This window comes from Komagataeibacter sp. FNDCF1 (assembly GCF_021295335.1).
Classification (GTDB): Bacteria; Pseudomonadota; Alphaproteobacteria; order Acetobacterales; family Acetobacteraceae; genus Komagataeibacter.
This window is the reverse complement of record NZ_JAIWOT010000001.1, coordinates 1294860-1307013: the sequence shown is the minus strand read 5'-3', so window position 1 is coordinate 1307013 and position 12154 is coordinate 1294860. Positions and strand designations below refer to the sequence as shown.

At 64.5% G+C, this 12154-nt stretch carries 8 protein-coding genes; 4 read left to right on the top strand and 4 right to left on the bottom strand.

From position 1 onward, the window contains the following. Window positions 1-69: 69 nt before the first annotated feature. Both LDL32_RS06175 and LDL32_RS06170 read right to left on the bottom strand, forming a co-directional pair. The gene (locus LDL32_RS06175) at window positions 70-2148 is read right to left on the bottom strand and encodes a S9 family peptidase (RefSeq protein WP_233065223.1); all 2079 of its coding nucleotides are present in this window, start codon (window positions 2146-2148) and stop codon (window positions 70-72) included. Between the two features lie 40 nt (window positions 2149-2188). Then, entirely contained in the window at window positions 2189-3040 is an 852-nt protein-coding gene (locus LDL32_RS06170; protein WP_233065221.1) for an NUDIX hydrolase family protein, read from the bottom strand. A gap of 158 nt (window positions 3041-3198) precedes the next feature. Between LDL32_RS06170 and LDL32_RS06165 the strand changes: the two genes are divergently transcribed. The 4 genes from LDL32_RS06165 to fusA all read left to right on the top strand — a co-directional run bounded on the left by LDL32_RS06165 (window position 3199) and on the right by fusA (window position 8134). After that, window positions 3199-4992, top strand: coding sequence for an ABC transporter ATP-binding protein/permease (locus tag LDL32_RS06165; RefSeq protein ID WP_233065219.1), 1794 nt, complete (start codon window positions 3199-3201; stop codon window positions 4990-4992). Window positions 4993-5092: 100 nt separating this feature from the next. Beyond that, a complete protein-coding gene (locus LDL32_RS06160) occupies window positions 5093-5359 on the top strand; it encodes a hypothetical protein (protein ID WP_233065217.1) in 267 nt (88 codons plus the stop codon). A 181-nt stretch (window positions 5360-5540) separates the two neighbouring features. After that, complete coding sequence (gene rpmB / locus LDL32_RS06155) at window positions 5541-5840, top strand: 50S ribosomal protein L28 (protein ID WP_007399798.1); 300 nt, start codon at window positions 5541-5543, stop codon at window positions 5838-5840. Between the two features lie 206 nt (window positions 5841-6046). Beyond that, window positions 6047-8134 carry an elongation factor G gene (gene fusA, locus LDL32_RS06150; protein WP_233065215.1) on the top strand — a complete coding sequence of 696 codons (2088 nt, stop codon included), beginning with the start codon at window positions 6047-6049 and terminating at the stop codon, window positions 8132-8134. A 228-nt stretch (window positions 8135-8362) separates the two neighbouring features. Here fusA and LDL32_RS06145 read toward each other — a convergent pair whose 3' ends face one another. Together LDL32_RS06145 and LDL32_RS06140 are read right to left on the bottom strand one after the other, a co-directional pair. Then, window positions 8363-9235, bottom strand: coding sequence for an MBL fold metallo-hydrolase (locus tag LDL32_RS06145; RefSeq protein ID WP_233065213.1), 873 nt, complete (start codon window positions 9233-9235; stop codon window positions 8363-8365). Then, entirely contained in the window at window positions 9216-12020 is a 2805-nt protein-coding gene (locus LDL32_RS06140) for a phosphoenolpyruvate carboxylase (protein WP_233065211.1), read from the bottom strand. Before LDL32_RS06140 ends, LDL32_RS06145 begins: the two co-directional genes overlap by 20 nt. Window positions 12021-12154: the final 134 nt, after the last annotated feature.

Here is a 12154-nt window from a genome sequence, read left to right as displayed (position 1 = left end):
TCTGGAAAGCTGGCTCGGTTCGGCAGGCTGCCTGATACGCATGGCATCCTGCCCGCAGGGACATTCATCCTATTTTGGCGCTGCGGTTTCAACGGCCCACAGGGCAAAAGCATGAATCAGGGCCGCTTCCTTCAGGGAATCGAAACGACCCGTGGCCCCCCTGTGGCCCGCCTCCATGTTGGTGCGGAGCATGATGGGCCGGTCCGACGTGGTGTGCTCACGCAGGCGGGCCACCCATTTGGCCGGCTCCCAGTAGGTCACGCGCGGGTCGGTCAGCCCGCCCATGGCCAGTATGGCGGGATAGGCACGTGGGGCAATCTGTTCGTATGCGGCGTAGCTGGCAATCAGGTCATAGGCCTGGACGTCCTCCAGCGGGTTGCCCCATTCGGGCCATTCCGGCGGGGTAAGCGGCAGGGCAGCGTCGGACATGGTGTTGAGTTCATCCACGAATGGTACCACCGCCACGATTCCGGCAAACAGGTCGGGCCGCATGTTGGCAATCGCCCCCATCACCATGCCCCCCGCCGAGCGGCCGTCCGCCACGATCCGGCCGGGCGCGCCAAAGCCCGCTTCGGTCAGCATCGTGGCACAGGCAATGAAATCACTGAACGTGTTGGGCTTGTTGCGCCCCCGCCCGCCCAGAAACCAGTTCCAGCCCTTCTCCGACCCGCCACGCACATGGGCAATGGCATGGAACCAGCCCCGGTCCACCAGGCTGAACACGCGGGTGGAGAATACCGGATCAATGGCATGGCCGTAGGCGCCATAGCCATACAGCAGCAGCGGGGCGCTACCATCAACCGGCGTATCACGGTGGCCCAGTACGGTTACCGGCACCTGTTCGCCATCGGGAGCGGTCGCCATCAGCCGCCAGCAGCGGTACTGCGCGGGGTCGTGGCCCGAAGGCACGGCCTGCTGCTTGAGCAGCCTGTCATCGCCCGTCACCATGTCCCGCGCATGCCACTGGCGCGGGGTGGTGGGGGACTGGTAGACGTAGCGCAGTTCGGTGGTGTCGTATTCATACCCGCCGCTCAGGGTCAGGTCATAGGCGGCTTCGGCAGGTTCCAGCGCCCGGGTGGCGCCCGCATGGTCGCGCATGAGGATGCGGGTGTTGGCGTCACGTCGTTCCCGCCATGCAATATGGCCGGACCATACCATGCAGTCGGTTATGTAGCGCCCGGGTTCATGGGGCACGAGATCGCGCCAGTGCTCCCGCCCCGGCTTCGTGTCGGGTGTTGCCATGATCTTGAAATCATACGCGCCATCCGCATTGGTCAGGATGATGAACCGGCTGCCCTGATGGTGCAGCCCGTATATCAGTCCGGTCTCGCGCGGTGCGGCGCAGGTGGCGGGGGCCTGCGGATCATGACCGGGAACCAGCCAGGATTCGGATGTATCATGGTTGCCGCTGGAGATGATGATCCACCCGCCGGAGCGTGTTGCGTCCACGCCCACGAAAAAGCCGGGATCAGGTTCCTCATAGACCAGCGTGTCCGTATCCTCCCCGATGCGGCGGCGGTAGACGCGCGCGGGGCGACCGTGCTCATCACGCCAGACCCAGAACAGGAACCGGCTGTCGGGGGAGAAGACAAAGGCCCCGCTGCAGTTGTCCACCGGGGGAATGGTGACGGCGTCATCATCCAGCCGGCGGATGCGGATGCGGTAGATCTCGGATCCCTGCGTGTCCTCCGCATGGGCGAACAGGGTATGGTCGGGGCTGTGGGTGGCAGCCGCAACGGCGTAATAGTCGTGCCCCTGCGCGGCTTCGTTCACATCCAGCAGCACCTGTTCCGCCTGCGGGTCGGTTGCGGGATGGCGGCTGTAGACCGGATATTCCGACCCCGCGCCATAGCTGGTCTGGTAGAGGAACGGCCCGTGCGGTAGGGCGGGATAGGTATCGTCAGGCTGCATGCGGCCTTTCATTTCGGCCACAAGCTGCACCTGCAGCGCCTCCGTGCCGGACAGGACGGCATGGGTATAGGCGTTCTCGGCACGCAGGTGGTCGGCAATCTCGGGGCGCAGCAGGGCCGGGTCGCGCAGCACGGCCTGCCAGTTGTCATCCTTCATCCACGCATAGTCATCGTGGCGGGTGCGTCCAAGCTGCGTGATGGTGTGGGGGATCCTGCGGGGCGTGGGGGGGAGGGTCATCGCATGGTCCTTGGCGTGGGGCAGGGGTGGCGTGCGGGTTTCAGGACGTGACCGGGGCGTGCCAGCCTGTCAGTCCCGTGCGCAGGCGCTGGCCTGCGGGGCTGTGTTCGTCAATCATGCCCGTGCGCAGGAACAGGTCGATCAGCACAAGGTTGACATTGAACTTGAACTCATCGGTATCACGTACCAGCACATAGGCTTCGTGCAGGGGGATCAGGCGGAATTCCTCCACCTCCCCATCGGCCGGGGTTGGCATGAAGTCGGGCGGCAGTTCCAGTTCGAAGCAGTGCAGCACATCGCGGCGCAGCCCTTCCGGCCGGTCAAGCGCGTAACGGATATCCGCCGTGGCGCGCGCGGCACGGACCAGTTCCGGTGGCAGGCTTGCTTCTTCCGCCGCTTCCTTGACCAGCGTCTGGGCGGCCGTATGCCCGGCGGGAATGCCACCCGCCACCAGATGGTCCAGCTTGCCGGGGTCCAGCCGCTTGGTCATGGAACGCCGCGCGATCCACAGATGCAGCCCGTCGGGCCTGCGCACGAGACCGTTGAGATGCACCCCCGCCGCCATGAGCCCGAACAGCGGCAGGGCGCCCCGGTCGATGCGGGCCACGGGCGGGCGGCCCATGTCGGTCCAGACATCGAACGGTTCATGGTGGGAGCGGTACACGCCCTCACGCGCCATGGCCTCGCCCACCGCTTCCAGCCGGGCAGGGTCATGCAGGGTCACGCGCCCGTCCGCATGGGTCATGCCATGCTGGAGCAGGACCGGCAGCAGGGCAGGCTGCACCCAGCCCGCCGGCTGGTCGCCCAGCCTGAATTCCAGCCGCCCGCCGGGCAGCACCGCCGTGTTGCATGCGGCAATATGACGAAAAAAACCTTCGAGGCGATCTGACATGTTCCATCCCTGTCCTTCGGGCCATGGCTGGCATACCGGCTGCCCCGGGGGCTGACAATGCTTGAGTAACCGGCACGCGGCGGGGAATATGGGTTGCAAAACCCGTGCCGTATGCCCATGCCGTGCATATGGCTGTTACTGACAAGAACCGGCACGATATGCCGGAACGTTCCGCTGCCGCCACCCTGCGCGGCCTGCTGCCCTATCTGTGGCCCCGGCATGACAGCCGCACCCGCCTGCGTGTGGTGGGTGTGTGCCTGCTGCTGCTGGCGGCCAAGGTCGCCACGATTGGCGTGCCCTATGCCTACAGCCGCGTGATCGACGCGCTGCAGCCCGTGGCGGGACGGGCGGCCATGATGCCGCTGGTGCTGATCGTGGGCTATGGCCTGCTGCGCATGGCGGCGGCGGGGCTGGGTGAACTGCGTGATGCCCTGTTCGCCCCCCTGCGCTACCGCATAAGCCGGATCGCGGCCATGCGCAGCTTCACCCATATGCACCAGCTTTCGCTGCGCTTCCACCTCAACCGGCAGTCCGGCAGTGTCACGCGGGCCATCGCGCGCGGCACGGAAGCCATCGAGACCCTGCTGCGCGTGGGTGTGTTCAATGTCGCGCCGACCCTGATCGAAGCGCTTCTGGTCATTGTCGTCATATGGCGGCTGTTCGACTGGCGCTACGCCGTGGTGATGCTGCTGGCGGTGGCGGTGTATGTGCTGTTCACCATCCAGTTCACGTCATGGCGGATCGGGCTGCGGCGGCAGATGAACGACATCAACAGCGAAGCCAGCTGGAAGGCGCTGGACAGCCTGCTCAATTACGAGACGGTCAAGTATTTCGGCAACGAGGACCACGAGCGCCAGCGCTACGAGGATGCCCAGCGGCGCTACGAACTGGCGGCCATCCGCACCCAGATATCGCTCAACGGGCTGAACTTCGGGCAGGCCGCGATCATTGCCGTGGCCCTGATCGCCGTCATGCTCATGGCCGGGCGGGATGTGGAGGCGGGACGGATGACCGTGGGGCATTTCGTGCTGGTTAACACCTATCTCATGCAGCTGTACATGCCGCTCAACTTTCTGGGCAGCGTCTATACGTCGCTGCGCAATTCTCTGGTCGACCTCGAGCACATGTTCGCACTGATGGATGAACAGGCCGACATTACCGATGCGCCGGGGGCCATGGGCATACCCGCGCGGCTGGACGAGGCACCTGCCGCCGACATCCGCTTCGACAACGTGCATTTCAGCTACCGTCCCGACCGCGAGATCCTGCGCGGGGTCAGTTTTCATGTCCCCGCGGGGCACCGCGTCGCCATTGTCGGACCGACGGGTGCGGGCAAGTCCACCATAAGCCGCCTGCTGTTCCGCTTTTATGACGTGACGGCGGGGCGCATCGAACTGGACGGGCACGATATCCGCACCATCTCGCAGGCGGCGCTGCGTGGTGCGGTGGGCGTGGTGCCGCAGGACACCATCCTGTTCAACGACACGATCGGCTACAACATCGCCTATGGCCGCCTGGGTGCAACGCAGGCGGAGGTGGAGCAGGCGGCGCGCCTGGCCTGCATCCATGATTTCATCATGACCCTGCCCGAAGGCTACGCCACCCGCGTGGGTGAGCGTGGGCTGAAGCTGTCGGGTGGTGAAAAGCAGCGCGTGGCGATTGCCCGCACCATTCTCAAGAACCCGCGCGTACTGATACTCGACGAGGCCACGAGCGCACTCGACACCCGCACCGAGCAGGAAATCCAGACCGCCCTGCACATGGTCGCGGCCAACCGCACCACGCTGATCATCGCCCACCGGCTGTCCACCATCGTGGATGTGGATGAAATCCTCGTGATGGGGCAGGGGCGCATCCTTGAGCGCGGCACCCACCGTGCCCTGCTGGCCCATGGCGGCGTGTATGCCGAAATGTGGGCCGTGCAGGCGGAGGAGGAAGCCGCCATCACCTGACCCCGCCTGCGTGCATGTGACAGGTTTCATGTGCGCCTGGCACTGGTCAGGGGCGCCATGGCGGTACATATGCAGGAAGAACGCTAAAAGGAGCCGTGACATGACGGACACGAACACCCCGCCCCCCGAAGGGGACGCCATCCCCCCCGAACTCAGCCATTGTGGCGCGGTGGTGGACAAGGCCATCGAATACATGCTGGGCGAGAACCTGCCGCCGATGGCCATCGCCTCCGCCCTGCTGGGCGGATCGCTTGGCCTGCTGTCGCGCACCATGGGGCGCGAGGCCATGCAGGGCATGCTGGAAAACGCGCTGCACAGCGTGCAGGCCGGCGAACTCCACCCCGACCACGACCACGGCGCAGGCTGAGCCATGGTGCCGCAAAGGGGCGCAATCATGGCGATTCTACCCCTTTGCGGCACAAAATATGCCGAATCCTGCTTATGCATCTTGACTGTTGGCGGTGGTTTGGCGATAAGCCGCGCCTAATCCAGATGATCCTTGCCGGAGCATTTATGCCTCGGCCATAGTTATACCCGAGGATGATAACATGTCTCGCCGCTGCCAGATCACAGGCAAGGGCGTGCTGACGGGAAACAACGTCAGCCACGCCAACAACAAGTCCCGCCGCCGCTTCCTGCCCAACCTGCAGGAAACGTCGCTGCTGTCCGATATCCTGGGGGCGGCTGTTCCCATGCGCATGACCACCAATGGCATCCGCACGGTCGAGCACAATGGTGGGCTGGATTCGTTCCTGCTGTCCACCCCGAACCGCAAGCTGACGCCGGAAGCCCTGACGGTGAAGCGCCGCATCCTGCGCGTTCAGGAAAAGAAGGCCGCTGTGGCCTGATACACCGCGCGGCCCCCGGCACCCTTCGGGGTGGCGGGTGGCCCGGTGCTATCGAAGCCTGACTGAAGTCTGGTGCATTGTTCCGCTGTGCCGGTCTGCGTCGTCCAGGTTGAAAGAGACTGAGGGCGGGAGCAGCTTACGGTTCCGGCAGGCGCGAAAGGGAGCGGTTCCCCTTCGCGCCCGTGTTGTCTTGTGGAGGTTCTCCCGTGTCCGCCAAGTCTGATCTTTCCCTGATTCGCAATATCGGTATCACCGCGCACATCGATGCCGGCAAGACCACCACGACCGAGCGTATCCTGTACTACACCGGTGTGTCCCATAAGATCGGTGAGGTGCACGAAGGCAACACCACCACCGACTACATGGCGCAGGAGCGTGAGCGTGGCATCACCATCACGTCCGCCGCCGTGACGTGTGAGTGGGAAGGCCGCCGCATCAACATCATCGACACCCCGGGCCACATCGACTTCAACATCGAAGTCAACCGCTCGCTGCGCGTGCTCGATGGCGCGATCTTCATCATCGAAGGCGTGGCCGGCGTGCAGCCGCAGTCCGAGACCAACTGGCGTCTGGCTGACCGCTACAACGTGCCGCGCATCATCTTCATCAACAAGCTGGACCGCACCGGCGCCAATTTCTACTACGCGTTCGACACGCTGAAGGAGAAGCTGGACATCGTGGCGATCCCGCTGCAGCTGCCCATCGGCGCCGAAGAAAACTTCGTCGGCGTGGTCGACCTGGTCGAGATGCGTGCGATCGTCTGGGAAGGTGGTGAACTGGGCGCCAAGTTCCATTACGAGGAAATTCCCGACGACCTGAAGGAAAAGGCCGCCGAAGCCCGCCAGAACCTGCTCGACACCGCCCTGTCCGTTGATGACGCGGCGATGGAAGAATACTTCGACAAGGGCGACGTGGACGTTGCAACGCTCAAGCGCTGCATCAAGAAGGGCACCATCAAGGGTGAATTCCGTCCCGTACTGTGTGGCACCGCGTTCAAGAACAAGGGTGTCCAGCCGCTGCTCGACGCCGTGATCGACTTCCTGCCCGCGCCGGACGACGTGGAAGGCATCCGCATTGCCCCGCCGGAAGACGAGGAAGTGGACGAGAACAAGCTGCCGATCATCCCGGTTGACCCGGATGGCAAGTTTGCCGGTCTCGCCTTCAAGATCATCAACGACAAATACGGCACGCTGACCTTCGTGCGCGTGTATCGTGGCGTGCTGCGCACCGGTGACACCGTGCTGAACACCACGAAGGGCCACAAGGAGCGTATCGGCCGTATCTTCCAGATGCACGCCGACAAGCGTGAGGAACTCAAGGAAGTCCACGCCGGTGACATCGCCGCCTTCGTTGGCCTGAAGGACACCCAGACGGGTGACACGCTGGCGGACCCGGCAGACCCGGTGGTGCTGGAGCGCATGAGCTTCCCGATCCCGGTCATCGACATCTCGGTCGAGCCGAAGACGAAGGACGGCGTGGAAAAGATGACGCTGGCGCTGCAGAAGCTGTCCGGTGAAGATCCCTCCCTGCGCCTGAAGACCGACCAGGAAACCGGCCAGACCATCCTGTCCGGCATGGGCGAACTGCACCTCGACATCATCATCGACCGCCTGCGCCGTGAATATGGCGTGGATGCGAACATCGGTGCGCCGCAGGTGGCCTATCGTGAAACGATCACCCAGGCGCATACCGAAACCTATACCCACAAGAAGCAGTCCGGTGGGTCGGGCCAGTTCGCCGAAGTGAAGATCGAGTTCGCACCGGTCGAGCGTAACGAAGGCATCTCCTTTGAGAACAAGGTCGTGGGCGGCACCGTGCCGAAGGAATACATCCCGGCTGTGGACAAGGGCATCCAGGCGCAGGCTTCGACCGGCGTGCTGGCGGGCTTCCCCACCGTGGACTTCAAGTTCACGCTGCTGGACGGCAAGTACCATGATGTCGACTCCTCTGCCCTGGCGTTCGAAATCGCGGCGAAGGCCTGCTTCCGTGAAGGCATGAAGAAGGCCGGCCCGGTCATTCTCGAGCCGATCATGGACGTGGAAGTGACCACCCCCAACGATCACGTGGGTGACGTGGTGGGTGACCTCAACCGCCGCCGTGGCATGATCCAGAGCCAGGAAACCTCGGGCTCGACCGTCATGGTCCGTGCGATGGTGCCGCTGAAGGAAATGTTCGGCTACATCTCGCACCTGCGTTCCATGACCAAGGGCCGTGCATCCTTCACGATGCAGTTCCACCACTACGATCCGGTGTCCCGCAACGTTGCGGAAGAGATCATGGCGCAGTCCGCCTGATCTTTCTCGAAAGAGAGCATCAAAAGGAAACCGGCCGCCGAAAGGGGCCGGTTTTTTTTGTGGCATCTGCGGGTGATGGCCCGCACATTCCGATTGAAAAACCGGAAGCTCCGGTCGCCCCCCTGTTTTCAGAAAGGCGCCATTTTTTCGAAGATTTTTGAAACAGGCTTCACCAGAAACCTTTTCATGCAGGGCAGCCCCTGGCCGGACGCCCATGCTTCGGGTCATTCAGGGCGCGGCTGTCATCCAGCATTCTCCCTGCGCCACGACTTTTTCATCCTCCGCCAGCTTTTCCAGATGGGCATGCAGGTTGAGCCGTGCCGCACGGCGCAGGCCGGGGCGCAGGTTGTGGTATATGCTGTCCACGATTTCATCGAGCGTGCGCGGCACGGCGGGCATCAGGGCAAGGATGCTGTCCTCCCGCGCGCGCCGGTGGGCGACCAGACCATCGATGCAGTCATCCACCCGGGTTATGGCAGGCCCGTGGGCAGGCAGCAGCAGGCGGGCATGGCGCTCACGCAGCCGCTGCATGCTGGCAAGGAACTGCCGGACCGAGCCATACGGGGCCGGAGGGATCATCGTGGTGGACCACCCCATGACATGATCGCCGGTCAGGATGACGCCGTCCGCCGTTTCAAGGCAGATATGGTCGCTGGCGTGGCCGGGGGTGTACAGCACGCGCAGGCCCGCTATCGCGTCGCCATCATGCAATCCGATATCCGGCGTGAATTCCGGCTCGGCACTGGCATGGAAGCCGCATACGGGAACACCCAGCCGTGCCGCGAGCGGGCGTGCGCCATCAAGGTGGTCATGATGGGTATGGGTCAGGATGACATGCGTGATACGCCGCCCGCCCGCTGCCGCGACCAGTGCATCCAGATGGGCAGGGTCCGTGCTGCCGGGGTCGATCACCACACACCCATCATCATGTTCGACCAGCCAGCTGTTGGTGCCGTTACCGGTCATGGGGCCGGGGTTGTTCGCCACGACCCGGCGGATGGTCGCTGACTGCGGCAGGGACACACCATGGGGCGGTGGCGGTTCACTGACGCGCCATCCGTTACGCGGCGCCTTCATGGCCTCAGCCAAAGGCGCCGACATGGTGCATGATGCCGGTGCTGATCTCGCGCACCATCTGGAACAGGCGTTGCATGGGTTCGAATATCTCGGTGTATTCGCGGCGGTACGTGCCCTCCTGCCGGGGGCCGTGCGGCTCATGGAAATCCAGGTCGAAACTGCCGTCCGAGCGGTAGGGGAAGATATGTTCAAGCTCACCCAGCACGGCAGGGATCTCCAGGCACAGTACCTTCAGCGTCAGCACGTCACGCGAAAAGGCATGACGGGGGGAGAAATAGGGTACCCGCGTGGAATGCAGCCATATCTGTTCGATCAGGGCGATGCGGATGCCATGAAGCAGCAGTTCGTCAGGCTGCATGCGCGGCGCATCGGGCCATGCGCGGCGCAGGGCAAGATGGTCGGACTGGATACGGCGGAACATGGCCTGCGTGCTGGCCCAGAAATCAAGTTTCTCCAGCCCGTGCATGAGGGTAAGACACGCTTCCTGCCGTGCCGGGTCGGCCAGCGTGGTGGCGCGTTCAAGCCACAGGTCGGGGTCCAGCAGCCGGATCACGCCACGCAGCACCCCGTGGTCGGAATGGGCAAGGGCATGGGCCGCGAAGTCCATGGCGCGGCGGAAGCGGGGACTTTCGGCCAGGTATTTCTCGAACGTATCGGGGTGGCGGGCCGCCGCCGTGCCCAGCCCCTGCAGCGTATTGGCGCACCATGCCAGCTGCTGCAGGATGGCGTTGTTGGGAATGGCGCGTAGCTGGCTGGGATGCTTGATCCGGGTCACGGTCGAGGCCGCGTCGCTCTGCCGCGCGGACGGGCGGGATCCGGTCTTGTCGATCAGTGACGGACCAAACGCGCCCAGCAGAGCGGCATAGCCGGGATCTTCCACCAGGCCGGTCATGCCATTGGCGATGGTGGCGAAGAAATCGGCCGAGAAGTCCGGTTCGTCATAAACCGGGTCCCGGTCCAGCGTGGTGGTGGCGAAGGCGTGTTCGGCAATGATGCTGACGGTGGCGTCCGCCAGGGTCTGGGTGCCGAACAGCAGATAGCCATCCCCGCCCTGGAAGGCGGTTTCCTCACGCATCTGGATACCGGCGCGGGCATAGCGGGCGCGGGCATGCGGGGGGGAAAGGTAGTCGAAGCGGTCCGCCATCCGGTAGGGATGGGCACCGCGGCCGATGCTTTCGCCATGGGTGTCGAACAGGATTACCTCGACAAAGGCGAGATCCCATTTGCGCAGCAGGTCACAGACCTTGATACGCAGCCGTTCGATCAGGTAGGTCGCGGCCAGCTGCCCCACATACCGCCCGGAGTCGGAAAAGCCGAACTGCAGGCTGAGCTTGCGCGTGCGCTGCATGTAGGCCCGCCAGTGGGGGGAGCGCAGGGCTTCCTCGATGATCTGCTCGCCATTTTCCAGCGCTTCCTGTGTCTCGAACAGGGGCGAGATCTCGATCATGTCCTCCACCCCGTACAGCCGCGCCAGCCACAGCGCGGTCAGCAGGGTGTAGCCGGTCTCGGTCTCGGCAATCAGGAAGCGGATGGGGCTGGTGCGGTCGATATGGCGCAGGATCTGGCGCACCGTCATCATGAGCCGCCCGGCGCTGGCCTGTTCCATCAGGAGCGAGCCGAAATCGATTTCGATCGGCGTCACGCTTTCCAGCGCCTCGTTCATCCGGCTGATCAGCGCGCGGCGCTGGGCCGGGACATCGGGGTTATCGGTAATGCCCAGCCGCTGGCGGGCGATATTGTGCAGCTGTGTCGCGTTCAGCCGGGTGTGGGTATGGGCGGCGGACAGGCCATGCGCCATGAATCCCGCGCGCGCCACGGCCAGGGTCATCCTGTCATCCGGTGTCGCCGCGTCGATCGCCTCGCTGAAGGCGGCGGCCAGATCGTTGCTGCTGGTCAGCGCATCCCCGCTGCGGTTGATCAGGACATCGGCAAAGCGGGAGATCGCCTCCGGCTCCGGGCCGGTGGGGCAGGCGGCAAGCTGGGCGCCCACGGCTTCCAGCGCGGTCTGCACGCGTGCGGGCAGGTCGTTGGCCAGCGAGGCCACGGGGGCGATCTGTTCATGCAGGCGGGCAAGCTGGAACTGCTTCATGCGCAGGCGCAGGCGCAGCGTGTCCCACCAGCCGATATCGGTGCGGCCATCGGTATCATAGCCGACCCAGCTGGTCATGATGATGGGACGCGGCACCAGGGTCGACCACAGCTGGGGCCAGTGGGTCCGTGCCTCGGACAGGAGAATGGCGTTCAGCCGGTCCAGCGCCGTGCGCCCGCGCAGGATGGCCTGCGTGGCAAGGCCGAATTCCTCATCCAGGGTGGGTGGCCCCACACGCCGGTGCGTAAGGAAGGGAGGGACATGCGCCGGAGCCTGCGCCGGATTGGTTGAGGCAAGTTCGGCCAGCGCCTCGTAGACCGGGTTGGCCAGGGCGAAGGTGGGATGGGCGGTAAACACGGCGGCAAAGCGGCTGCGTTCGACCGCTGAGCGGAAGCGGGCGATCGGCACGGGGCTGTCATCGGGGTCGGGCTGGACGATGCGCCGGGCCACGGCCTGCATGCGTGCGTTCACGGCCTGTTCATCGGGGCCGTCGAGATAGGTGGCAATATGATGGGCCCGTCCGGCAAAGGCACGGTCACGCAGCACGCGCACGATGTCCTCCACCTGGTCCATGGACAGCGTGCCTGCGGTCATCTGCCGGCCGATATGGCGGGCCAGCGCCATGACGGGGCTGCCCGACGCGGTCTCGTCATGGCTGGCGATCAGTCTGTCAGCCAGCTGCAGCAGATCGGACGCAGTCCGGACGGCGGCTTCGGTCATCGTGTTGTCCTGTCATGGAGGGGTATCATGCACCATCAAATCCCATGTTCGGGGGCGGCCTGCAATGTTTCGTGTCGTATATTCACGCCTATTTGGCATGACGCACCGAGTGTTGCTTGGGCTGGCGGGAAGAC